Origin of the sequence: Kitasatospora sp. NPDC057904 (assembly GCF_042887925.1) — a bacterium.
Lineage (GTDB): Bacteria > Actinomycetota > Actinomycetes > Streptomycetales > Streptomycetaceae > Kitasatospora.
This window is the reverse complement of the sequence record NZ_JBHVOL010000008.1, coordinates 231,136-254,463: the sequence shown is the minus strand read 5'-3', so window position 1 is coordinate 254,463 and position 23,328 is coordinate 231,136. Positions and strand designations below refer to the sequence as shown.

The following is a 23,328-nucleotide window of genomic DNA, read 5'->3' as shown; positions in this document are numbered from 1 at the left end:
GGTGCCCCGGCGTCGGTCCTCGACACCGGGGTACCGTCACGACCGCGCGGGACTACCAGCCCCAGCCGCCGCCCTCGCCGTCGTCGTCGCGGCCGGAGTCCCAGCCCTCGCCGACCTTGCGCAGGATCGTGTAGTTGTCGATCTGCGTGCCGTTCTCGGCCAGCGCGGTGACCTTCATGACCGACTTCTGGCCCAGCTGGGCCGGGGTCACGTCGACCTTGATGAAGGAGTAGCCGGTGTAGCGCACCCGCGACCACTGGATGGTCTCGGGGGTCTTCACCCGCCCCTTGCTCCAGTAGTAGCTCTGGACCTCGTCCTGGTGGTTCTCGTGGCCCTCGTAGGTGTCCGGGGTCGCGAAGTTGTACAGGCTGCGCCCGGCGGCACCGGCGGTCACGTAGACCACGCCGTCCTTCTCGGGCTCGATGGTGGCGCCGCTCGGCACCTGCTTGGAGACCTTGTTGCCCAGGATGGCGTCGGTGCGCTCGTAGATGTGGTTGTGGCCATTGATGACCAGGTCCACCCGGTACTTCTCGAACAGCGGCACCCAGGCCTCGCGGACGCCGCCCTCGGAGGCGTGCGCGACCGTGGTGGAGAAGGCGCAGTGGTGGAAGAAGACCACGATGAAGTCGACGGTCTCGTCGCCGCGCAGGTCCTTGAGGGTGCGCTCCAGCCACCGGGTCTGCTTGCCCGCGGAGAGGCCGAGGTTGGCCGGGATCTCGTAGGAGACGTCGTTGGCGTCCAGGGAGATGACGCCGACGTTCTTGTAGCGGAAGGTGTAGACGCCGGGGACGTTGCGCGGGTCCGGCCCGTTGTCCGGCAGGAAGAAGCGGGTGTTCTCGCCGCCGTAGCCGTTGGGCGAGTACCAGGCCTCGATGTCGTGGTTGCCGTAGGCGACCATCCACGGGATGTCGGCGGCGACCGTCTCGGTCTGGACCAGGAAGGCGTCCCAGGTCTTCGCGTTGTAGACGGCCTTGTCCGGGTCGGTGCCGGAGCCGGCCGGGTCGGCGTAGCAGATGTCGCCGGCGTGCAGGTGGAAGGCCGGCTTCTGGGCCTTGATGATGTTGTCGTTGCCCGCCGCGTGCGCGCTGACGCCCTGGTCGCCGAACGCGGTGAAGGTGAACGGCTCGTACACCCTGCCCCAGCGGTGGTCGCGGGAGGGCGCGGTGCGGAAGGTGTGCAGCGTGGAGATCTGCTGCTGCGAGGCCGGGTCGAAGCCCTGGTGGCCGACGCCGTAGTAGTACGTGGTGTCCGGCTCCAGGTCCTCCAGCGCCACGTGCAGGTAGTACTGGTCCACCGGCTGGCCGGTCGGGGTCAGCGCCGGGGTGTGCAGGGCACGGACCTCGGCCTCGACCTTGTGGCCGAGGTCCCACGGGTGCTTGCCGAAGCGCAGGAAAGGCTTCTTGACCGGCACCGGCACCTGCCACGAGATGCGGAACTGGGTGTCCGGCTCGGCGCCGAACTGGAGGTGACGGCCGGTCGGCGCGACCACCGCACCGTCGATCCCGTCCGCCGTGCCGCCCGTCAGCAGCTGCGGGGTGGCCGGCGCCGCGAAGGCGGTGCCGCTGCCCAGGGCACCGCCCACCGCGACCGCACCGACCGTGACGGCACCGGCGCGGAGCATCCGGCGACGGGAGAAGTGGGCCCGCAGGTACTCGTGCTGCTCGGCCATGCTCATGCGGTCGGCGAGCTTGGCCGGTACGCCCATGTGAGGGATATCCATGCGCGGGACTCTTCCAGCGGCGCGTGGCCCGTGCACGGACGCGCGGTGAACGGACAGGTGCGCGAACACCACCCGGACGCCAATACCCGGTCAAGTCCAGGTAAAGATCATGTCCACGACCATTCCGACACCGGATCATGGCCTCCCGGTGGTGGCGGACATGACCGGCCGTCGGACGTCAGGCCTCAGCCGGACGGCTCGTCCCAGCTCGTGGTGGCGCGGTTGCCCGTGCCGTCGCAGGTGCGGCAGATCTCGTCGCGGTAGGCGTGCTTGGCGCCGGTCGCGTCCACCCGGTAGCGGACGTACACCCCGGTGCCGTCGCACAGGAAGCAGTTGCCGCCCCCGCCGCCGACCTCCGTCGTCCCGGTGCCCTGGCAGGTGCGGCAGTTGAGGCCGGCGGTGCGGCCGGTGCCCGCGCAGATGCGGCAGACCGTGGTCATCGTCTTCCTCCCTGGGCGGATCCGCTCGGAGCCACCGGTCATGCTAGTCGGGCCAGTTGACCCCGCGTGAGACTTGTGTACGCATGACCGGGGCGACCCCGTCACGACGGGGGCCTCACTCCGGCAGGCCCTCGCGGATCCGGCGCGAGACCGCGACCTCCTGCAGGTCGAGCAGGCCCGGCGGATCGGCCAGGCCGGGGCCGCCCGCGTGCACCCACGCGGCGATCTCGTCGATCATGTCGTCGGCCAGCACCCAGCCCAGCCAGACCGGCCGGCCCCCGGCCGCCCGCCCCTCGCCGGAGGGGCCCACCACGACCACGTTCGAATGCGTGCACGCGTCCAGGCACTTGACCGCCCGCACCCGGCCCGCCGACCCGACCGCCGTCCGCAGCCGCTCGTACTGCCCGGCGTGGTCCACACCCGGGTGCTTCTGCTCGGTGCCGCAGCAGCACCCGCGGCAGACCGTGACGGTCACCGGGGAGGCGGCGGCACGCGGGCGGTCGCGGTCTCGGCGGCTCATGGGTTCGGCTTCTCCTCTGGTCGGCGGCCCGTTCGGCCTCCGCAGCGTACCCGCACGGTTCCGGCCCACCGGCGGGTGCCGTCCGCCCGCGGGCGGTCCGTAGGATGCCCCCATGGGACATGCGACCGCCGACAGCGCCGTACCGCGGATGCGCCTGGACGCGTCCAACGCGGCCAAGGTGGCCACCACCCTCCAGGCCCTGGCCACCCCGTCCCGCCTGCTGATCCTCGGCCGGCTGCGGGAGGGCCCGATGGCCGCCACCGAACTCGCCGAGGCCGTCGGCCTGGAACAGTCCGCGTGCTCGCACCAGCTGCGGCTGCTGCGCAACCTCGGCCTGGTCGTCGGCGAGCGCCGCGGCCGCTCGGTCGTCTACTCGCTGCACGACGACCACGTCGCCGCGCTGCTCGACCAGGCCGTCTACCACGTCGACCACCTGCGCCTGGGCCTGGCCGACCGGTGAACGGGAAGCGGCTGCGGAGGATCGCGCTCCGGGCGGCGGGACTGGTCGCGGTGGGCCTCGGCTTCGCCGTGCTCCTCACCGGCTACGCGACGAAGACCCTGGACGACGACCTGCTGCTCACCGACCGGGTCCGGGCCGAAGACGTGCAGCGCGGCGAGATCCACTACCTCGGCACCCCGCCGGCCACGGACCACGCCTTCCTCGAACGGGTCATGGCCCTCGCCGGCGACCGGATCACCTGCCGGGCCGGGCGGTTCACGCTCAACGGGAAGCCGGTGGACGGCTCGTGCCCGCGCGACGTCGACGTCACCGTCCTGCCGGGCCAGGCCTTCGTCGAGGACCGGCAGGGCACGGCGACGGTGGACCTGGCGCAGCTCGGCGAGCGGGTGGTCTGGCACACCGGCACCGATGTCGAAACGCCTCCCCTGCCGGGCAAGTTGACCGGCGCGATCGTCCTGCTCGTCCTCGGCCCGCTCCTGTTCTTCGCCGACGGGATCGCCGCCCTCGTCGCCGCCGCCGGCTCCGGCCGGGCCGGGAAGGCTCCGATCGGCGCGAACTGACGGATCGTCAGGCCGTCGCCTCCGCCGCCGCGCGGCCTGCGGCGCGGCCCGAGAACAGGCAGCCCCCGAGGAACGTCCCCTCCAGCGAGCGGTAGCCGTGCACGCCTCCGCCGCCGAAGCCCGCCGCCTCGCCCGCCGCGTACAGGCCCGGGAGCACCTCGCCGTCCGGGCGCAGGACGCGTGAGGCGAGGTCGGTCTCCAGGCCGCCCAGGGACTTGCGGGTCAGGATGCTGAGGCGGACGGCGATCAGCGGCGCCGCGGCCGGGTCGAGGATGCGGTGCGGGGCGGCGGTGCGCACCAGGCGGTCGCCGAGGTAGCGGCGGGCGCCGTGGATCGCGGTGACCTGGAGGTCCTTGGCGAAGGGGTTGGCCAGCTGCCGGTCGCGGTCCTCGACGGTGCGGCGCAGCTCGTCCGGGTCGATCAGCGGCCGGCGGGTCCTGGCGTTCATGCCGCGGGCGAGGTCGGGGAGGTTGCCCGCGACGACGAAGTCGGGCCCGTGCCGCAGGTGGCCCTTGACCGGGCCGGGGGCGCCGGGCAGGGCGCGGCCGAGCACGCCGCGCACCGACCGCCCGGTCAGGTCCGGGTTCTGCTCGGAGCCGGAGAGGGTGAACTCCTTCTCGATGATGCGCTGGTTGAGCACGAACCAGGTGTGCTCGTACCCGGTGGCCATGATGTGTTCGAGCGTCCCGAGGGTGTCGAAGCCGGGGAACAGCGGCACGGGCAGCCGGCGGCCGGTCGCATCGAGCCAGAGCGAGGACGGGCCGGGCAGGATGCGGATGCCGTGCCGGGCCCAGACCGGGTCCCAGTTCTCGATGCCCTCGGTGTAGTGCCACATCCGGTCGCCGTTGATCAGGTTCCCGCCGGCCGCGCCGGCGATGCCGAGCATCAGGCCGTCGACGTGCGCGGGCACGCCGGAGAGCAGCCGCGCGGGCGGGGTGCCGAGCCGGGCGGGCCAGGCCCTGCGGACGAGTTCGTGGTTGCCGCCGATGCCGCCGGAGGTCACGATCACGGCCTGGGCGCGCAGTTCGAACCGTCCGGCGACGTCCCGTGAGCTGGCCTCGCCGCGGGCGGCCGCGCTGGGCTCCAGCACCTCCCCGGTGACGGTGTCGGTGACGCCCGCGGTGGCCGCGAGCCCGGTGACGCGGTGGCGGAACCGGAGATCGACGAGCCCGCGGGCGGCCGCGGCGCGCACCCGGCGGACGAAGGGTTCGAGCAGCCCCGGCCCCGTGCCCCAGGTGATGTGGAAACGGGGCACCGAGTTGCCCGGCCCGTCGGCGAGGAAGCCGCCGCGCTCGGCCCAGCCCACCACGGGGAAGAACCGCACGCCCATCCCGTGCAGCCAGGCCCGCTTCTCGCCGGCCGCGAAGTCGACGTAGGCCTCGGCCCAGCGGCGCGGCCAGGCGTCCTCGGGCCGGTCGAAGCCCGCCGTGCCGAACCAGTCCTGCACGGCGAGGGCGTGCGAGTCGCGGATCCGCATCCGGCGCTGCTCGGGGGAGTCGACGAGGAAGAGGCCGCCGAAGGACCAGTGCGCCTGGCCGCCGAAGGAGGCCGCGGGCTCCTGGTCGAGCAGGATCACCTTCCGTCCGGCGTCGGCGAGTTCGGCGGTGGCGGTGAGACCGGCGAGTCCCGCTCCGATGACGATGACGTCGGCGTCCAGGGCCATTGCGCAGTCCTCCGTCGCGGGGGTGCGGACGGCGCGGGGGGACGGGCGCCGTCGCTGTGCGCCCGATACTGCGGCCTGCGGTGACGTCCGGTCAACCGGCGGCGGCCGCAGGTGACAAGCAATGGCACCAATTCCGCTCCGGGGCGTTTCGGAAATACCTTCGATACACACCGGAGCGTAATTCGAAATAACCTGCGGCCCCATCTGACGCATTTTCGAGAAATTCCCCGCCGAGGATGGACGGGCACGAAACCTGGCAGTAACTTACCTGTGAGTAGCTGTGGCGCCCGGCTGGCACGACCCCCACCTCGTCGTTTCTCTCCCCCAGGAGGAACCGTGTTCCGCCCTGCCCGGAATCAGCCCCACCGCTCGCGCGTCCGCCGCGCCCGCAATTCCGCGCTCGCCGCCGTCGCCCTCGGCGCCGCGCTCGCGCTCACCACGACGACCGCCCAGGCGGCCACCCCCGCCCCGAAGCACTACGTGGCGCTCGGCGACTCCTACGCCGCCGGCGCGGGCGTGCCCGGCCAGTCCGCCGGCCTGTGCCTGCGCTCCGACCACAACTACGGCCACCTCGTCGCCGCCGCCCTCCACGCGGGCGCCTACACCGACGTCACCTGCGCCGCGGCCAAGGTCAAGAACGTCACCGAGTCCCAGTACGACCTGTTCCTGAAGGTCAACGACCCGCAGCTGGACGCCGTGACCCCGGACGCCGACCTCATCACCCTCGGCATCGGCGGCAACGACCTCGGCACCAGCGACATCGGCATCGGCGACGTCATCGCCACCTGCATCGCCGGCGCCGTCGTCAACCCGCTCGGCACGCCCTGCCAGGACGTCTACAACCACGGCCACTGGGACTGGAGCAGCTGGAGCTGGCAGTACGGCGAGGACGACCTCGCCGACCGCATCGACGCGGCGCAGCCCCGGCTCGCCGCCGCGATCGCCACGATCCGCGCCAAGGCCCCCAAGGCCAAGCTCCTGCTGGTCGGATACCCGTCCGTGCTGCCCGCCGACGGCTCGTCCTGCGTGCTGCGCCAGCCCATCGCGCCGCGCGACATCCCGTACCTGTACCGGACGCTGAGCAGCCTCAACGCCATGCTCAAGGCCACCGCCGCGAGCAGCGGCGCGGTCTACGTCGACACGCAGACGCCGACCGCCGGGCACGACGCCTGCTCGGACGACCGCTGGGTCGAGGGCGCGCTGCCCGGCTCGCCCGCCGTGCCGTTCCACCCGAACGCGACGGGCGAGAAGGTGATGGCCGACGCGGTGCTGGCCGCGCTGCGCTGACCCCGGAACGCCGAAGGGGCGGCGGACCGCACTCCGGTCCGCCGCCCCTTCGTACCGCTCCGGGGACTACTCCGCCTCGCTGCCGGCCGAGACCAGGCCCGCCGACCACTTCTCCTCGACCTTGCCGAACTTCCAGAACAGGATCGCCCCGGCCCAGGTGACCACGAACAGGCCGACGATCGCGTAGCCGACGAAGTTGAGGTCCAGGGAGCCGATCCAGCCGATCGGGCCGCTGGTGATGTCCAGCTTCTCGCCGAGCAGGCCGATCAGCTCGATCAGGCCGATCACCAGCGCGACCAGGACCGACAGGCCGGTGACGGTCAGGTTGTAGTAGATCTTGCGGACCGGGCGGGAGAACGCCCACTCGTAGGCGAAGTTCATGAACGAACCGTCGATCGTGTCCAGCAGGCTCATCCCGGCCGCGAACAGGATCGGCAGCGTCAGCAGCGCGTACCAGGGCAGCGAGAAGGCCGCCGCGCCGCCCGCCAGCACCAGCAGCGAGACCTCGGTCGCGGTGTCGAAGCCGAGCCCGAACAGCAGGCCCACCGGGTACATGTGCCAGGGCTTGGTGACCGCCCGGGTGACCTTGCCGAGGATGCGGTTCATCAGCCCGCGCTTCTCCAGCTGGCGCTCCAGCTCCTCCTCGTCGTACTCGCCGACGCGCATCTTGCGGAAGACCTTGAGGATGCCGTTGAAGGCGCCCAGGTTGATCAGGCCGAGCAGCAGCAGGAACGTCCCCGAGACGGTGGTGCCGATCAGGCCCGTCATCCGGTGCAGCGTCGAGTCGTCCGCCTCGACCTGGTCCGCGAGCGAGCGGATGCCGAAGGCCAGCAGGGCGCAGAGGCCGAAGACGATCGAGGAGTGGCCGAGCGAGAACCAGAAGCCGACCGACAGCGGCCGCTTGCCCTGGCCCATCAGCTTGCGGGTGGTGTTGTCGATCGCCGCGATGTGGTCCGCGTCGAAGGCGTGCCGCATGCCGAGGGTGTAGGCGGTGAGGCCCATGCCGGCCCCGAAGACCTGGCCGCCGACGTCGTAGTGCTCGGGCGCGACGAGCGCCAGCAGCGTGAACCAGCCGATCACGTGCAGCGCGAGGATGAAGCCGCCCATGCCGGCCAGGCGGATCCACTCCTCGCGGGTGAGCCGGTGCCACCATCTGACGGACGGGGCACCTGCGGCGGGGCTGGCCATTGCTGTGGTCCTTTCGGGGGAGCGGAGTGCGGGGACATCCTTCCCTCGACCGGGAGGCAGTTGCAAGCCGTTCGCAAATACTGAAGCACTGCGGACACAAACACGCGCTGGCGAGCCCCGAACACGCCGGGTGAAGGCGGTGCAAATCCGGGCCTTCACCACCGCGCCCGATTCATCAGGAAATCGGCCGACTCCTCCCCTAGGGTCGGAATGCCGGCACGCACACCCCCGTCGGCGTTCACCGGCCCGGGACCCGATGGGAGCGGCAATGCCGTCGTACCCCTTCCACACCACCCGCGAGGACGTCCGCATCCCCCTGCCCGACGGCACCGAGCTGTCCGCCCGGGTGTGGCGGCCGGTCAGCGACGAACCCGTCCCCGCCCTCCTGGAGTACTCCGCCGGACGGCTCACCGACTGGTCCGCCGCCGACGACGCCCGCCGCCACCCCTGGTACGCCGGCCACGGCTACGCCGCCGTCCGGGTCGACACCCGCGGTCACGGCAACTCCGGCGGCCTGCCGGTCACCCCCGGCGACGACCGGGAGCTCGCCGACGGCACCGCCGTGATCGCCTGGTTCGCCGCCCGCCCCTGGTGCAGCGGCCGGGTGGGGCTGCTCGGCGTCGGCGCGGCCGGCACCACGGCCCTGCAGCTCGCCGCGCGCTCCCCCGAGACCGTCCGCGCCGTCGTCGCCGCCTGCCCCGAGGGCGGCCACCGGCTCGGCGGCGCCGTCCTCGCCGCCGACCTCCACACCCGGCTCACCGCCCTGGTCGCCTCCGCCGCCCGGCCGCCGGACCCCCGCCACGTCGGCGACGCCTGGCGCCCGCAGTGGCTGGCCCGGCTCGAATCCCTGGAACCGCCGGCCGAACGCTGGCTCGCCGCCGGGGAGACGTCCGTCCCGGTCTCCGTCCCCGCACTCGCGATCGCCGGGTGGGGCGACCCGTCCTGCTCGTTCGTCCTGCGCCTGCTCGCCACCTCACCCGAGGCCCGCGCCCTGGTCGGCCCCTGGCCGCACGGCCTGCCCGAGGACACCCTCCCCGAGACCCTCCGCTGGTGGGACCACTGGCTGCGCGACATCGACACCGGCGTCCGCAGGGAACCGGCCCTGCGCAGCCTGCTCGGCACCCGGTGGGTCGGCGACGAGGTCTGGCCCTCCCCCGACGTCCGCGAGATCCACTACGCCCTCGACGGCCAGCTGCAGACCGCCGGCACCACCTCCGACGACCGCTACGTCCACGTCCGCTCGCCCCAGCACACCGGCCTCAACGCGGGCGCCTACGTCCCGCTCGGCCGGCCCGCCGACCGGGCGCCGGACCAGCGCGAGGAGGACGGGCGCTCGGTCTGCTTCGACTCCCGGCCGCAGCCCGAGCCCGTCGAGGTCCTCGGCATCCCGTCCGTCCGGCTGCGGCTGCGCGAGGACGAGCGGCCGGCTCTGATCGTCGCGCGGCTGTGCGCGGTCCGGCCGGACGGGACGTCGGAACTGATCACCCGGGGCGTACTGGTGACGTCGGGCACGGCCGACGTCACCGTCGAACTGGCCGCCTGCGCGTTCTCCCTCCCGGCCGGGCACCGGCTGCGGCTCGCGCTCTCGTCCGTGTACTGGCCGTGGGTGTGGCCCGCCCCCGATGGCTCCGGGTACGCCGTCGACCCGTCGCACAGCACCCTCGCCCTGCCCGTCCGCCACCTCGCCGCCGACGTGGGCGCGACAGCCGTCGTCCTGGAGTCCCCGGTGCTGCCCGACCCGCTCGCCGTCCACCTCACCGAGCCGCTCACCGCCCGCCCCGAACGCGTCACCGTCCACGACCTCGGCCGCCACGAGTGGCGCACCGAACTCTCCCCCGCCGCCGACGGCACCCGCACCCAGCCCGACGGCCTCGTCCGCGACGAGCACACCGTGACCGCCTACCGCGTCCTCACCGACGCCCCCCTCAGCGCCCAGGCCCGCACCGACCACACCACCCGCCTGGAACGCCCCGACCTCGGCTGGGACGTCACCCTCCAGACCCGCGCCCAACTCCGGTGCGACGCCACCCACTTCATCAGCATCGTCCAGCTCCGCGCCCTGGAGGCCGGCTCGGTCGTCTTCACGAGGGAATGGCAGCACCGCGTACCGCGGGACACCCCTCAAAGCTAGCCTTATATATTTGCATGAAATTCGCCTCTGTCTTTATATTTGGCCCCATGAAGACCCTCGGCCTGATCGGCGGCATGAGCTGGGAATCCACCGCCGAGTACTACCGCCTCCTCAACGAACTCGCCCGGGAGCGGCTCGGCGGACTGCACTCCGCCCGACTCGTGCTCTACTCGGTCGACTTCGCCACCGTCGAACGCCTCCAGGCCGAAGGCCGCTGGACCGAGGCCGCCGAACTCCTCGCCGACGCCGCACGCTCCCTGGAGGCGGCCGGGGCCGACCTGCTGCTGATCTGCACCAACACCATGCACAAGGTCGCCGACCAGGTCTCCTCCGCCGTCACCATCCCCCTCCTCCACCTCGCCGACGCCACCGCGGCCGCCGTCCGCACCGCCGGCCTGCGCCGGGTCGGGCTGCTGGGCACGGCGTTCACGATGGAACAGGACTTCTACCGCGGCCGGCTCGCATCGAGCGGCGGCCTGGACGTCCTCGTCCCGGACCCGGAGGGCCGCGCACTCGTGCACCGGGTCATCTACGAGGAGCTGTGCGTCGGCGTCGTCCGCGAGGAGTCGCGCGCCGCGTACCGCCGGGTGATCGCCGAGCTGGTCGCCGCTGGCGCCGAGGGCATCATCCTCGGCTGCACCGAGATCGAACTCCTCGTCCACGCCGAGGACAGCCCCGTCCCCGTCTTCCCCACCGCCCGCCTCCACGCCGAGGCGGCGATCACGGCAGCGCTCGCCTGAACCACTCGTCTGGCCGTCGACCGTGAGGCGCACTCCGCGTTCACCGGCGCCGGTCGCCGCTGGGGAGTTCCACTTCGGGCTGCTCTGAACCCATGGGAGCGCCCGGCAGGCCGGGCCTGCCGGGGCTCTCTCCCCCCACCTCTGAGATTAGCCAAACTCCCCTTTCCTACACGGAAGTTGAGCGAAGCTTGAGCATCGCGTCCGCAACCCAGCGCAGGACGCCGTGCGACTCCGTCTCGGTCGCCAGGCGCTCCGCCTCGGCCAGGGTCGCGACGGCATCGTCCTCCCGGCCCTCCTGGGCGGCTATGTACGCCAGGCCCACCAGGTTCGCCGCCACGCCCGCACGGAAGTTCAGCTTCCTCCGCAGCGCGGTGGACTCCTCCAACCATGCGCGGGCCTCCGCCAACCGGCCGGCCATGTGGGCCAGGATGCCGAGGTGGCGCAGGGCGTAGGACCGGATGAGGTCGTCGTCGGCTTGCTCCGCCAGCTCAAGTGCCCGCTCGAAGAACGGGCGCGCGGCCTCGGCGTCCCCGCGCATTAACTGCTGGTACGTGCCGATCCAGAACTGGGCGTCGGCACGGCCCCTCATGTCCCCCAGCGCCTCGTAGAGCTCATCCGCCCGCGAGAAGAGCGTCAACTCCCCTTCCTCCGCCACCCCTTCCGCGAGGAACCGGGCATGGAGGTTCCGGCCGCGGGCCATCGCGAGGTCCGCCTCCACCGCGTCGAGGCAGCGGTCGGCGGCGGGGATGGCGTCGGCGTCGGCGCCGAATACGGCACGATCGTAGAGCCGCGCGGCTTGGTCCAAACGTTCGTCCGAGATCATGAATCGATCGTCCCAGACGAGGGCCGCTCCGGTACCTCGACGATGAGAAGCGTCCCGCGACTGCCCGGGCGCACCGCATGGACCGCACCGGCCGGCACCCGGTACAGCTCGCCCTCCGCAACGGTGAACTCCGCGTCGTCCACCAGCAGTTCCAGCCGCCCCTCCACGACGACCAGCGCCTCCGCCGTCGCGTGGACCTCGGGCGGCAGCGGGCGGCCGTCCATCCGCAGGACCTTCACCACCGCCGTCCCGACCTCGGCGAGGAGCGCCGACTCCCAGGCCCCGGGCAGGGACGAAGCGGTGTGGACAAGGTTCACGGCATGCCTCCCGGCGGCACGCCCGGCCGTGGCGGCAGGCGTCCGCGTCGTTCGCGTTCGGTGGATGCCCCGGACGCTACGCGACCTGCGCGGACAATTGGTCGACCGTTCGGTAAAACCTGCGAGTAGGCTCCCGGCATGACGGACGAGGTCGGCGCGCGGGCGCTCTACGAGGCACTGCTGGACTACGAGGGCGCGCACCGGTACGAGGAGATCGTCACCCCTTGGCTCGACCGGGCCCTGCACGCCGGCTACCGCGAGGAGCTCGCCACCGCGGCCCGGCACCAGCCGTGGTGGGAGGATCCGGACGGGCGCGAACTCAACTGGGAGCTCTACGCGTTGAGCCGCGTGAGCGACTACCTCCTGCTGGACGACACCCGGACGTGGCAGGAGTACCTCGGCTTCTTCGCCTCGCTCGGCATGACCCCGATCGTCGACGACGGCGCCTTCGACCCCTTCCACCACGAGATCGCCGAGGTCGACCAGGCCGACGACCGGGACGCGCCCGTCGAGGTGCTCGGCCTGCGCTGGCCCGGACTGATGCTCGGCGAGCTGCTGTTCAGCCGCGCCGGCGTACGGGTCCGGGCCGGCGCCGCGCACGCGGAGCGCGGGGTCGCCGACGCCTGGCCGATCTACTGGACCTTCCGCCGGCGCCACCGCCCGACCGTCGACCTCTCGCAGGGCTGGGGCAGCAACTCCCAGTGGCGCACCGAGCTGCGCCTCGACTACCGGACGGCCGACGGCGACCACCTCAACGTCACCGAGTGCGTGCCGATCGACGGCCACCCGGACCTGCCCGCCGACCACCCGGAGAACCTCGACGAGGACGACCGCCTGCTCACCCCCGCCGAGCGCCGCGAACTGCTGCGCCACCGCACCTTCCTGCGCGCCCCGGCGGCCGCCGACGCCCTGGCGAGGTCCGAGCAGTGGAAGCGGGACTTCTTCCCGTTCGTGTGGCGGCTCCCGGCCGGCGACAGCTGAGGCCCGGACCGAGTCCGGTCACCGACCTCGCGGACCACCGGAACGCCGTCGAGCCCAGGACGGCCGGCCGGGAACCTGAACACGACGCACCAGCGGGCCGGAGCCCCGGAGCCCCGCAAGCGGTTACCGCACCGCCAGGTCCTGGTTCCCGACCACCTTGAGCAGCCGCAGCGCCTCGTGCGAGGGCGTGCCGGGCGCCGCCGTGTACAGGATGATCCACTGGTCGCGCTTCGGGTCGTGCAGCGCCTCGCAGTCGAGGTCGAGCGGGCCCACGACCGGGTGCAGGATCCGCTTGTGGTTCGAGCGGCTGGCGGAGACGTCCTGCCGCGCCCACAGTTCCCGGAACTCGGCGCTGGCCGACAGCAGGCGGTCGACCAGGCCGCGCACGCCCGCGTCGGTGGGGTAGCGGGCCGTCGCCGCCCGCAGGTCGGCGACCGCGCCGCGGCTGAACTGCTCGACGCCCGCCGGGTCGTGGCGGGAGCGGCTCTCCGGATCGGTGAAGAAGCGCCAGATCAGGTTGCGCTCGGCGGGCGGCAGGGCGGAGTAGTCGCCGAGCAGGGCGGCGGCCATGGCGTTCCAGGCGAGCAGGTCGCGGACCGCGCTGCACACCACCGCCGGGGTGTCGTCGAGCCGGTCGAGCAGGTGCAGGACGCCCGCCCTGACCTCCCGGTCGAGGCCCGGCGGCGGGCCGGGCTGCTCGCCGACGAGGTGGTGGAGGTGGGCGCGCTCGTCGTCGGACAGGCGCAGGGCCCGGCCGATCGCCCCGAGCATCTGGCGGGACGGCCGCGGGCCGCGGCCCTGTTCGAGGCGGATGTAGTACTCCACCGACATGCCCGCGAGCTGGGCGACCTCCTGGCGGCGCAGGCCCGGGGTGCGGCGGCGCCCGCCGGCCGGCAGGCCGACGTCCGACGGCTGCACGCGCGCCCGCCAGCGGCGCAGGAAGGCGGCGAGCTCCGCCCGGTCGACGTGTTCCACGCCTTCAGTGTGGCCCGTCCGCTCGCCCGGCGACCATGGCATTGGCGATACCACCCTCGGCAGTGCCCTCCCGGCGCCGCCCGCGGCGGGCCAGGCTCGATGCCATGACCGAGCGCATCATCCTCATCACCGGCGCCAACAAGGGTGTCGGATTCGCCGCCGCCCGCGAACTGGGCCGGGCCGGCCACACCGTGCTGATCGGTGCCCGTGACCACCGGCGCGGCACCGCGGCCGCCGCCCGACTCACCGCCGAGGGGCTCGACGCCCACTTCGTGCGGCTCGACGTGACCGACGAGGCGTCGATCGGCGCCGCCGTCGAGCAGGTCGAGGCCGAGCACGGCCGGCTCGACACCCTCGTCAACAACGCCGGCATCACCCGGGACCGGCAGCACACGCCCGACCGGCTGCCCGTCGCCGCGATGCGGGAGGTGTACGAGACGAACGTGTTCGGCGTCGTCGCCGTCACCAACGCGCTGCTCCCGCTGCTGCGGAAGTCGTCCGCCGGCTGCGTGTGCAACGTCTCCAGCGGCCTCGCCAGCACGTCGTTCCTCGCCGACCCGGACTCCCCGGTGTGGGAGCACGCGACCCTGCTCGCGTACAACACGTCCAAGGCCGCGCTCAACGCCGTCACGCTCGTCTACGCCCGCGCCCTGCGGGAGGCCGGGGTGAAGTTCAGCTCCGTCGAACCCGGTTTCTGCGCGACGGACCTGAACGACCACACCGGCTCGCTCACCGCCGAGGAGGGCGGCCGACGGATCGCCGCGCAGGTGACGGCGGCGGCCGACGGCCCGACCGGCCGCTTCCTGAGCGAGTACGGCACCACCCTGCCCTGGTAGTCGCCTGACCCGAAAGACCCGCCCTAGGGTCGGATCAGCTCGGGCAGCTTCCGCATGTCGTCGAAGACGACCGTGTCCGGCCCTGCCAGGCGCTCCGCCGGGGTGAGACCGCCCGCGTAGCCGAGGGCGCGCATCCCGGCCGCCCGGGCGGCCTGGACGCCGGGCAGGCTGTCCTCGACGACGACGCACGCGGCCGGGTCGACGCCCATCGAGCGGGCGGCGTGCAGGAAGAGGTCGGGCGCGGGCTTCCCGCGCCCGACCTCGGTGGCGCTGTGGATCCGCCCGGCGAAGTGCTCGTACAGGCCGGTGCGGCCGAGGGTGTGGCGCATCTTGTCGTGCGAGCCGCTGGACGCGACGCAGGTCGGCAGGGCGAGCTCGGCGATCCCGGCGAGCGCCTCGCGGATCCCGGCCACCGGTTCCAACTCGGCGTCCACGGCCTCGGCATGGAGCTCGACGAACCGCGCGCGCCAGCGGTCGGCGGTCGCCGCGCCGAGCCGCTCGGCGACCACCGCGTGGTTGGCGGCCTCGGAGCGGCCGATGAAGTGCTCGACCACGTCGGGCAGGGTCAGCGGCCAGCCCAGCTCCGCGCCGAGGCGCATCTGGACGCGGGCGGCGATGACCTCGCTGTCCACGAGGACACCGTCGCAGTCGAATATCACCAACTCAATCGGCTTGATCATCCGCTCAGCTTAGGCCGGAGCAGGATGCGGCGCCGGTCGAGGTCCAATTCCTCCAGGACGACGGCGATTTCGGAGCCCTCCTCGACCCAGGACGGGACGTCCTCGGCGGGCAGCAGGCCGCCCAGTTCCAGGCCGGCGTCGTTGCGCAGGTCGACGAGCGCCCCCGGCACGAGGAGCTTGCGGACCACTCCGGTGAACATCCGCCCGACCGGCTCGGTGTCGGCGAAGAGCTGCCACGGGTCCGGCAGGAGGCCCTTCACCGACAAGTTGACCTGCTCCCAGGAGAATTCGACGTTCAACACGAGCGCCTCGATCTCCCGGCCCACCGGCGCGACGTCCTCCACCGAGTCGAAGCGGCTCCAGGACATGTCGGGGACGCGCAGGAATCCGGCGTACCGCCCGACACCGTCGCCGAGGTTCACGTGCACACCGATGTCGTCCAGGCCCGTCGACACCACCCCGCGCACCCGGTCGCCGGCCCACAGCGTCCCGAGGTAGGTCCGCAGCCGCTCGGCGCGGGTCGGCTGGAGGCGCCACCGGGTGCGCAACACGCCATCCCGATCCGGGAGTTCGGCGGACAGAAGCGGGTGGCGATCGGCCGCATCGACGGGGATCAGCGCGGCCCGGCCCTTGCGCACGGACGTGTGCCGCTCGGCGACACACGCCGGGAAGGAGTCGCCGAGCTGCGGTTCCTCGACGAGCAGCGCGACCGGCCCGCGCCGCTCGATCGCGGCCAGGACGGCGTCGGTGTCGGGCGAGAGGGCCGGCCAGACGGCGAGCCGGGCGCGGGGCGTCAGCTTCGCCCGCACGGTCGCGACCTCCTCGACGGAGGAGATCTCGTACCACCGGCGGCCGTTGCGGACGTACTGCTCCTCAAGCAGCACCGCGCCGCGGGCCTCGGCCAGCGCGCCGACCTCCGCCCAGAACGCGTCGTCGGCCGGGCGTGCGTCGGCCACATCGTCCAACTCCCGTACGTACGGCGACTGTTGGACCTCGTCGACGTCAAGTCCCAGCGCCCGCACCCGTTCCACGGCGGCGCCCGGGAAGGCCCCGCCGACGTACAACTCGCCCTCGTCGTCGACGTGGACGAAGAACCCGTCGTCGCCGTCGAGGCGGCACCACACGCCGTGCCGCAGCACCATCGCGCGCACCAGCGCCAGTCCGGTGGCCAACGGCACCTCGGCGCCGTCGTGGTAGCCCCGCTGTCGGTAGTCGAAGAGGCCGTGCAGCCCGTCACCGTTGATGCCCACGCGGCGCTGGGAGAACGAGAAGAACCCGGTCAGCGCCGGGTTGTCGAGCGTCAGCCGGGTCACCCCGGCGTCGAGCGCGAGGCCGGCGACGGCGGCCGTGCAGGCCTGCGCGTGGCTCTCGCGGGAGTGGTGGTCGTGGGGGCCTTTCAGGCGGAGGACGGGAGGCATGCCGCGCAGTCTAGCCAGCCGGGCCGGCCGGACCGCGCGGCAGGAGCCACCGCCGGTCAGCGGTCCGTCAGCTCGTCTGGATGGAGGTGTCGTCGATCACGAAGCTCGTCTGCAGCGAGGCGTCCTCGGTGCCGGTGAACTTCAGCGTGACGCTCTTGCCCGCGTACGCCGACAGGTCGAAGGTCCGCTGCTGGTAGCCGGCCGCCGCGTCCACGTTGCTGTACGTCTTCAGCGTGGTCCCGTTGACCGACACCGTCAGCTTGTCGTACGCCGTCGTGCCCGTCTCCGCGGTGTCGATGTGCAGCCAGAAGCTCAGCGTCGCCTTGCAGCCCGCCGGGATCGTCACCGTCTGCGACAGCGTGTCCGTGTGCGCCGAGCCGTAGCCGTCCAACCACGCCTTCCAGCTGCCGCCGTGCGCCGCCTGCGACGCGCTGTTGTCGATCACACCGCTCGACGCCGTCCACGGCGCCGCCGTACCCGTCTCGAAGCCCGGGTTGCCCAGCAGCTGCGCCGGCGTGCAGGAGCCACCCGCGCCCAGGACCGACCAGTTGAAGCTCGTGGTCGCGGTCGCCCCGGTCGCGTCGGTGACCGTGACCGTCACGGGGAACTGCCCGATCGTGTTCACCGCGCCGGAGATCAGGCCGGTCGAGGAGTCGACCGACAGGCCGGTGGGCAGGCCCGTGGCGGAGTACGACAGCGGCGCGGTGCCGCCGGAGGCCTGGAGCTGGAGACTCACCGAGCCGTTGACGGTGGTCGACTGGTCACCGGGGCTGCTCACCGACACGGAGCTGCCGCCGCCCGGCTTGGTGAGCAGGCAGCCGGCGACGCTCAGGTCGATGGCCCGGCCCGCGCCGAGGCAGGTGGTGAACCAGTAGGTCTCCTCGCCGTAGCTCTGACCCTTGGTGGCGGTGGTGCTGCCGTCGGCGGCGACCTCGCACGGGTTGTTGAGGGTGCACATCTGGCCGTCGTCGTTGCCGGTGTTGTTGATGCCGACGATCCGCCCGCTCGCGGAGTCGATGATGGGCGAGCCCGACGTGCCGTGGGTGGTGTTGCAGCCGGAGCTGTAGCGCAGCGAGTCGTGCCAGGTCCACTGGTCCTCGCGCAGGGTGGGCACGAACCCGTTGACCGAGCAGTTCCAGACCTGCTTCCAGTACGACGAGGGTATGTACATCGCCGCGCCGTTGACCGGGTGGCCGTCGTTGACGGTCAGCGCGGTGACGCCGTAGCGGCTCTTGATCGCGCCGTAGGTGTCGGTGAGTTCGTAGAGCGTGACGTCGGTGCCGGTCATCGTCGCGTACAGGACCTTGTCGGCCTGGACGGTGCCGAGGCTGTTCCCGGCGCCGTCGAGCAGGGTGCCGCTGCGACTGGCGGGGACGTTCTGGATGACCTGGCCGGCGCTCGGCATGGTGGGCAGGCAGTGGCCGTTGGTGAGCATGAGCGCCCGGTCGCCGTCGACGGAGGCGGGGTAGCGGACCAGCGAGGCCGAGCAGTCGTCGAGCGCGATGGTCGCCGTGAGGTCGGCCGCCTGGACGGCCTGTGCGGGGGCTGCGGCGAGTGTCAGCCCGCCGGCGATGACCGCGCTCGCGCCGGCGACGGCGACAAGTCTCTTGAACATGGCTCTCCTTGTGGGGGATCGCGGGGTGCCCGACTGGTCGCCGAGGCCCGCGCCGCACGAAAGTGCCATGGCCACTTCAAGGGGTCAACAGTCCTGACCGAAAAAGGCCGGGGAACGCCGTCGAACGTCAAGGACGCTACGGTTGCGGGAAGTTGTTCTGGTCCACGTCCTCGGTCTTGGCGTTGCCGCCGACCACCGGCTTGAGGGTGACCGACCACGACGTGGCGGTGCGCCCGGTCTCGAAGGCCAGCGTGTCCTGGAACTTGGTGAACCGGCAGCTCCGGGTGAACGCCTTCGCGTCGTTGTCCCAGTCCACGCCGCCCGAGAAGTACACCTCGTACGTCCCGTCCCGGACGCCCTCGATGCTCGCGTTCGAGCCCTTGGCCACGTACACCGAGTTGACCGCCTTGCCGTCCAGGGCGAGCGTGACGACGGCGTCCGACGAGCCGCCGTTGTCGACCTTGAACACGCCCTCGCCGTTCAGCCGCCCCTTGCGGACCAGCGTGCCGTTGTCCAGCGTGCGGTTCTGCGCCGCCGGGAGCTGCGGGACGGCGAAGGTGGTCGGGTAGCCGGCCGTCGCCATCTTCGCGAGGGAGGCGGTGACGGCCTTCAGGCTCGCCGCCTGGCCCACCTCCGCGAGGCCGGCGCCGAGCCCGCACACGGTCTTGTGCTTGATGTCGCCCTGGATCTTCGCCATCTCGGTGCCGAGCTGGGTGAGGGCGGAGGCGAGGTCGCTCTGCGTGATCCCGACCTCGGGCGGCTGGTCGGCCGTGCGCAGCGTGAGGCTCGCGGCCTTGGCGCTGGTGGCGATCCCGGCGAGGTCGGTGTCGAGGTCGGCGAGGGTCGTGGCCGAGGTCACCTTGCCGAGCGCGGTGGTGACCGGGTCGACGGCTCCGGTGAGCACGGGCCCGTACGCGGGCCGGGTGGGCGTCGGCCGGGGCGTGGCGGTCGGCGCCGGCGGCGCGGCGGAACCACCGGACGGCTTCGGATCCGCGGCCGACTGCCCTCCCCCGCTGGAACAGGCCGCCAGCAGCAGCACCGATCCGACGGCCAGACCGGCCTTGGTGATGGACCTCATGAACCCCGCCCCCACGTGTCGTCCCCCGCACGCGCCGCGCACACTACGTGCACGTATCCCGCGGGACATCGTCCCGGAGCGTGCACAGCAAGGTCAACAGGGCGCACAAGGAGCGTACGGGCGCGCACGAGGGGCGCGTGGGGAGCCTGCGGCGGTCAACTACCATCGGGCCCGTGCTCAGTCTCACCGGCCTCCCCCTCCAGATCGTCGCGTCCGTGATCGCGATCGCCGTCTTCGCCGCCACCATGTGGCTGTGGCCGAGATTCGGCGGACGGACCTGGAGGTCCTGGCTCGGCCGGATCGGCGCCTTCCTCGCGACCCAAGTCTCGGTGCTGATCGCCATGGGCCTGGTCGCCAACAGCTACTTCGGCTTCTACAGCTCGTGGACCGACCTGCTCGGCACCAGCGGCAAGAACGGCACCGTGGTCGACCACACGCCCAACGCCTCCGGCGTGGCCGTGACCGGCGAGCAGAAGTTCTACTCGGCCCAGGGCTCGGACCCCGAGCGCTCCGGCCTGATCCAGAAGGTCGACGTCAAAGGAGCGGGCAGCGGCCTGACCAGCGAGGCCTACGTCTACCTGCCGCCGCAGTACTTCCAGCCGGACTACGCCAAGCAGCGCTTCCCGATGGCCCTGGTGCTCACCGGCTACCCGGGCACCCCGGAGAAGCTGATCTCGCTCATGCAGTACCCGGCGTCCACCCTCGACGCGATCACCCAGAAGAAGCTGCCGCCGACCATCCTCGTGATGACCAGGCCCACGCTCGTCGGCAACCGGGACACCGAGTGCGTCGACGTGCCGAACGGCCCCCAGGTGGAGACCTTCTTCACCACCGACCTGCCCAAGGCCCTCGCCACCACCTACCGGATCGGCACCGCCCCGGACAACCGGGCCGTGATCGGCAACTCCACCGGCGGCTACTGCGCGCTCAAGTTCGCCCTGCGCAAGCCCGACTCCTACCCCGCGGCGATCGCGCTCTCCGGCTACTACAGCGCGGCCCACGACGAGACCACCGGCGACCTGTTCGGCGGCAGCGACAAGCTGAAGCAGGAGAACGACCTCCTGTGGCGGCTGAAGAACCAGCCGCCCGCCCCGGTCTCGCTGCTGCTGACGACCGCCAACGACGAGAACAACTACGGCGAGACCCAGGCCATGGTCGGCGCCTTCAAGGCCCCGACCAAGATGTCCACGATCACCCTGGACACCGCCGGCCACAACTTCCACACCTGGACCCGCGAGATCCCCCCGGCCCTGGAGTGGCTCGGCAAGCACCTGGTCATGCCCCAGCCCGCCTGAGCGTGCTGCGAGCCGTCCCGTCGGGCCGCCAAGAACGGCCGAACCGGGCGTGAAACCCTAGATCACACCCGGCTCACAGTCCCGTCTCACGCTTCTCTCAGGCGCGCCACGCACGGTATGGCGCATGACCACGACCAGCTACACCCAGCCGGCCGGTGAACCGTGGCCCGAGGCCGCGGACTTCCCGCCGCCGGAGGTGCCCCAGCCGGCCCCCGCACCGGTCCCGGCACCGCTCTTCCCCGAGCAGTCCCTGCCGCCGGCCGGACCCAAGGGCCCGGCCTCCTGGTCGGGCCGACTGCGTACGCTCCCCGCCCGCGCCTGGCGCGGCCGCGCCGACGACCCCCGCTGGGTGCGCCCGGCCCTGCTCGGCCTGATGGCCGCCACCGCCGTCCTCTACCTGTGGGACCTCAGCGCCTCCGGCTGGGCCAACGCCTTCTACTCCGCGGCCGTCCAGGCGGGCAGCCAGAGCTGGAAGGCGTTCTTCTTCGGCTCCTCCGACGCCTCGAACTTCATCACGGTCGACAAGCCCCCGGCATCGCTGTGGCCGATGGCGCTGTCCGCGCGGATCTTCGGCCTCTCGTCGTGGTCGCTCCTCGCCCCGCAGGCGCTCATGGGCGCCGCCACCGTCGGCGTCCTGTACGCGGCGGTGCGCCGCCGCTTCTCCCCGCTCGGCGGCCTGCTCGCCGGCGCCGCGTTCGCCCTCACCCCGGTGGCGGCGCTGATGTTCCGCTTCAACAACCCGGACGCGCTGCTCGTCCTGCTGCTCACCGTCGGCGCGTACGGGCTTATCCGCGCGATCGAGACGGCGAGCACCCGGTGGCTGCTGTTCACCGGCGCCGTGTTCGGCTTCGCGTTCCTCACCAAGACCCTGGCGGCGTTCCTGATCCTGCCCGCCTTCGCGGTGATCTACCTCGTCGTGGCGCCCACCGGCCTGTGGCGGCGGGTGCGCCAGACGCTGCTCGCGGGCGTCGCGCTGGCCGTCGCCGGCGGCTGGTGGGTCGCGGTCGTCGAACTGCTGCCCGCCTCCGCCCGCCCGTACGTCGGCGGCTCGCAGGACAACAGCTTCCTGTCGCTCACCTTCGGCTACAACGGCCTCGGCCGGGTCGACGGCAACGAGCGCGGCAGCGTGGGCGGCGGCGGCCGCCTCCCGGCCGGGCTCGACCTGCCGGCCGGCGCCGCGCAGGGGATGAAGAACCGCGGCTGGGGCCAGACCGGCATCACCCGCCTGTTCGGCAGCGACATCGGCGGCCAGATCGCCTGGCTCCTGCCGGCCGCGCTGATCCTGCTGCTGGTCGCGCTCTGGGCGACCCGCCGCTACGCCCGCACCGACACCGCCCGCGCGGCGTTCCTGGTCTGGGGCGGGTGGCTGGTCTCCACCGCGCTGATCTTCAGCTTCATGTCCGGGATCTTCCACCAGTACTACACCGTGGCGCTCGCCCCGGCCGTCGCCGCACTGGTCGGCATGGGCGTGGACGGGCTGTGGCGGGCGCGCCACCGCCTGCCGTACGCGCTGGTCCTCGCGGGCACCCTCGCGACGACGGCGGTGTGGGCGTTCGTCCTGCTCGGCCGCAGCTCGGGCTTCCTGCCGTGGCTGCGCTGGGCGGTCCTGGCCGCCGGGCTCGCGGCGGCGGCCGCGCTGGTGGCCGGGCAGTTCGCGGGGCGGACCTCCGGGCGGACCGGGGCGCGGATCGCCTCGGTGGCCGGCCTCGTGGGCCTCGCGGCGGCGCTCGGCGGCCCGGCGGCGTACGCGGTGGACACCGTCGGCACGGCGCACAACGGCTCGATCATCACGGCCGGGCCGTCCGTCAAGGGCGCGTTCGGGCCGGGAGCGTTCGGCAAGGGCGGCCGGGGCGGCAAGGGCGCCACGGGCAACGGCCGGGGCTTCGGCGGCCAGTTCCCCGGCGGGCAGGGCTTCCCCGGCGGTCAGGGCGGTCAGGGCGGTCAGGGCGGCTTCCCCGGCGGCCGGGCCCCGCACGGCCAGAACGGCGGCGGCTTCCCGGGCGGCTTCGGCGGCGGCCAGGGCGGCTTCCCCGGTGCCGGCAACGGCTCCGGCAACGGCTCCGGCAGCGGCAGCGCCGACGGCGGTCGCCACGAGCGCGGCAACGGCACCGGCACCGGCACCGGCACCCCGGGCATGCCCGGCGCGGCGGACCCCGAGGGCGCGGGCGGCTTCGGCGGCCCCGGCGGCACGGGCGGCGGCATGGGCGGCCTGCTCGGCGGCACCAAGGTCGGCGACGAGGCCGCGGCCCTCCTCAAGCAGGACGCCGACCACTACACCTGGGCCGCCGCGACCACCGGCTCCCAGAACGCCGCGAGCTACCAGCTCGCCACCGGCAAGCCGGTGATGGCCCTCGGCGGCTTCAACGGCACCGACCCGTCGCTGAGCCTGGCCGACTTCCAGAAGTACGTCCAGGAGGGCAGGATCCACTGGTTCATCGGCGGCGGCTCGCACCGCGGCTTCGGCGGCGGCGGTGCCGGCGACGACAGCGGGCAGCAGAACGAGAGCGCCCAGATCGAGGCGTGGGTGACCGGCCACTTCACCGCGAAGACGGTCGGCGGCGCCACGTTCTACGACCTCACGGCGGCCCCGTCCTCCTGAGC

20 protein-coding genes and 2 pseudogenes are annotated in these 23,328 nt (G+C 72.8%); 9 read left to right on the top strand and 13 right to left on the bottom strand.

The window, feature by feature from the left end; all coding sequences use genetic code 11:
- Nucleotides 1-52: 52 nt before the first annotated feature.
- The 3 genes from ACFVSN_RS22085 to ACFVSN_RS22075 all read right to left on the bottom strand — a co-directional run bounded on the left by ACFVSN_RS22085 (nucleotide 53) and on the right by ACFVSN_RS22075 (nucleotide 2,680).
- Nucleotides 53-1,720, bottom strand: coding sequence for a fibronectin type III domain-containing protein (locus tag ACFVSN_RS22085; RefSeq protein ID WP_387956438.1), 1,668 nt, complete (start codon nucleotides 1,718-1,720; stop codon nucleotides 53-55).
- A gap of 185 nt (nucleotides 1,721-1,905) precedes the next feature.
- Nucleotides 1,906-2,160 carry a hypothetical protein gene (locus tag ACFVSN_RS22080; protein ID WP_380443493.1) on the bottom strand — a complete coding sequence of 85 codons (255 nt, stop codon included), beginning with the start codon at nucleotides 2,158-2,160 and terminating at the stop codon, nucleotides 1,906-1,908.
- Between the two features lie 115 nt (nucleotides 2,161-2,275).
- Nucleotides 2,276-2,680 (bottom strand): (2Fe-2S) ferredoxin domain-containing protein, encoded by a 405-nt coding sequence (locus ACFVSN_RS22075; protein WP_380443495.1) that lies wholly within the window; start codon nucleotides 2,678-2,680, stop codon nucleotides 2,276-2,278.
- 112 nt (nucleotides 2,681-2,792) lie between these two features.
- Here ACFVSN_RS22075 and ACFVSN_RS22070 point away from each other — a divergent pair, with 112 nt between their 5' ends.
- Nucleotides 2,793-3,140, top strand: a complete 348-nt coding sequence (locus tag ACFVSN_RS22070; protein ID WP_359968280.1) for a metalloregulator ArsR/SmtB family transcription factor — start codon at nucleotides 2,793-2,795, stop codon at nucleotides 3,138-3,140.
- The gene (locus ACFVSN_RS22065; RefSeq protein WP_387601938.1) at nucleotides 3,137-3,700 is read left to right on the top strand and encodes a S26 family signal peptidase; all 564 of its coding nucleotides are present in this window, start codon (nucleotides 3,137-3,139) and stop codon (nucleotides 3,698-3,700) included. Before ACFVSN_RS22070 ends, ACFVSN_RS22065 begins: the two co-directional genes overlap by 4 nt.
- A 7-nt stretch (nucleotides 3,701-3,707) precedes the next feature.
- Here the strand turns inward: ACFVSN_RS22065 and ACFVSN_RS22060 are convergent, their stop codons facing one another.
- A complete protein-coding gene (locus ACFVSN_RS22060) occupies nucleotides 3,708-5,567 on the bottom strand; it encodes an FAD-binding dehydrogenase (protein ID WP_387956437.1) in 1,860 nt (619 codons plus the stop codon).
- Between the two features lie 132 nt (nucleotides 5,568-5,699).
- Here ACFVSN_RS22060 and ACFVSN_RS22055 point away from each other — a divergent pair, with 132 nt between their 5' ends.
- On the top strand, nucleotides 5,700-6,650 hold the full coding sequence (locus ACFVSN_RS22055; RefSeq protein WP_387601944.1) for an SGNH/GDSL hydrolase family protein: 951 nt from the start codon (nucleotides 5,700-5,702) through the stop codon (nucleotides 6,648-6,650).
- 66 nt (nucleotides 6,651-6,716) lie between these two features.
- On the opposite strand, the gene ACFVSN_RS22050 is transcribed toward ACFVSN_RS22055, so the two are convergent.
- Complete coding sequence (locus ACFVSN_RS22050) at nucleotides 6,717-7,838, bottom strand: HoxN/HupN/NixA family nickel/cobalt transporter (RefSeq protein WP_380443503.1); 1,122 nt, start codon at nucleotides 7,836-7,838, stop codon at nucleotides 6,717-6,719.
- A 268-nt stretch (nucleotides 7,839-8,106) separates the two neighbouring features.
- On the opposite strand from ACFVSN_RS22050, the gene ACFVSN_RS22045 reads away from it, so the two are divergent.
- Both ACFVSN_RS22045 and ACFVSN_RS22040 read left to right on the top strand, forming a co-directional pair.
- Nucleotides 8,107-9,969, top strand: coding sequence for a CocE/NonD family hydrolase (locus tag ACFVSN_RS22045; protein ID WP_387601948.1), 1,863 nt, complete (start codon nucleotides 8,107-8,109; stop codon nucleotides 9,967-9,969).
- 47 nt (nucleotides 9,970-10,016) lie between these two features.
- On the top strand, nucleotides 10,017-10,709 hold the full coding sequence (locus tag ACFVSN_RS22040; RefSeq protein WP_387601951.1) for an aspartate/glutamate racemase family protein: 693 nt from the start codon (nucleotides 10,017-10,019) through the stop codon (nucleotides 10,707-10,709).
- Nucleotides 10,710-10,875: 166 nt separating this feature from the next.
- On the opposite strand, the gene ACFVSN_RS22035 is transcribed toward ACFVSN_RS22040, so the two are convergent.
- Together ACFVSN_RS22035 and ACFVSN_RS22030 are read right to left on the bottom strand one after the other, a co-directional pair.
- On the bottom strand, nucleotides 10,876-11,532 hold the full coding sequence (locus tag ACFVSN_RS22035; RefSeq protein WP_387601954.1) for a tetratricopeptide repeat protein: 657 nt from the start codon (nucleotides 11,530-11,532) through the stop codon (nucleotides 10,876-10,878).
- Nucleotides 11,529-11,849, bottom strand: coding sequence for a cupin domain-containing protein (locus tag ACFVSN_RS22030; protein WP_387601957.1), 321 nt, complete (start codon nucleotides 11,847-11,849; stop codon nucleotides 11,529-11,531). The genes ACFVSN_RS22035 and ACFVSN_RS22030 overlap by 4 nt, the downstream gene beginning before the upstream one ends.
- 138 nt (nucleotides 11,850-11,987) lie before the next feature.
- On the opposite strand from ACFVSN_RS22030, the gene ACFVSN_RS22025 reads away from it, so the two are divergent.
- A complete protein-coding gene (locus tag ACFVSN_RS22025; RefSeq protein ID WP_387601960.1) occupies nucleotides 11,988-12,830 on the top strand; it encodes a hypothetical protein in 843 nt (280 codons plus the stop codon).
- 123 nt (nucleotides 12,831-12,953) lie between these two features.
- Here the strand turns inward: ACFVSN_RS22025 and ACFVSN_RS22020 are convergent, their stop codons facing one another.
- The gene (locus tag ACFVSN_RS22020; RefSeq protein ID WP_380443515.1) at nucleotides 12,954-13,805 is read right to left on the bottom strand and encodes a helix-turn-helix transcriptional regulator; all 852 of its coding nucleotides are present in this window, start codon (nucleotides 13,803-13,805) and stop codon (nucleotides 12,954-12,956) included.
- Nucleotides 13,806-13,909: 104 nt separating this feature from the next.
- Between ACFVSN_RS22020 and ACFVSN_RS22015 the strand changes: the two genes are divergently transcribed.
- Nucleotides 13,910-14,641, top strand: a complete 732-nt coding sequence (locus tag ACFVSN_RS22015) for an SDR family oxidoreductase (protein ID WP_387956436.1) — start codon at nucleotides 13,910-13,912, stop codon at nucleotides 14,639-14,641.
- Between the two features lie 23 nt (nucleotides 14,642-14,664).
- Here the strand turns inward: ACFVSN_RS22015 and ACFVSN_RS22010 are convergent, their stop codons facing one another.
- The 5 genes and pseudogenes from ACFVSN_RS22010 to ACFVSN_RS21990 form a co-directional block, all read right to left on the bottom strand.
- On the bottom strand, nucleotides 14,665-15,321 hold the full coding sequence (locus ACFVSN_RS22010; protein WP_387956435.1) for an HAD family hydrolase: 657 nt from the start codon (nucleotides 15,319-15,321) through the stop codon (nucleotides 14,665-14,667).
- Entirely contained in the window at nucleotides 15,318-16,739 is a 1,422-nt protein-coding gene (locus tag ACFVSN_RS22005; protein WP_387956434.1) for an RNA-binding protein, read from the bottom strand. Before ACFVSN_RS22005 ends, ACFVSN_RS22010 begins: the two co-directional genes overlap by 4 nt.
- A gap of 67 nt (nucleotides 16,740-16,806) precedes the next feature.
- Nucleotides 16,807-17,532, bottom strand: a pseudogene (locus ACFVSN_RS22000) (putative Ig domain-containing protein); the annotation flags it as partial.
- A gap of 204 nt (nucleotides 17,533-17,736) precedes the next feature.
- Nucleotides 17,737-18,354: pseudogene (locus tag ACFVSN_RS21995) on the bottom strand (trypsin-like peptidase domain-containing protein); the annotation flags it as partial.
- Between the two features lie 136 nt (nucleotides 18,355-18,490).
- Nucleotides 18,491-19,432, bottom strand: a complete 942-nt coding sequence (locus ACFVSN_RS21990) for a hypothetical protein (RefSeq protein ID WP_380508269.1) — start codon at nucleotides 19,430-19,432, stop codon at nucleotides 18,491-18,493.
- 173 nt (nucleotides 19,433-19,605) lie between these two features.
- Here ACFVSN_RS21990 and ACFVSN_RS21985 point away from each other — a divergent pair, with 173 nt between their 5' ends.
- Both ACFVSN_RS21985 and ACFVSN_RS21980 read left to right on the top strand, forming a co-directional pair.
- A complete protein-coding gene (locus ACFVSN_RS21985; protein ID WP_380499109.1) occupies nucleotides 19,606-20,727 on the top strand; it encodes an alpha/beta hydrolase in 1,122 nt (373 codons plus the stop codon).
- Between the two features lie 124 nt (nucleotides 20,728-20,851).
- On the top strand, nucleotides 20,852-23,326 hold the full coding sequence (locus ACFVSN_RS21980) for an ArnT family glycosyltransferase (RefSeq protein ID WP_387956433.1): 2,475 nt from the start codon (nucleotides 20,852-20,854) through the stop codon (nucleotides 23,324-23,326).
- Nucleotides 23,327-23,328 lie beyond the last annotated feature (2 nt).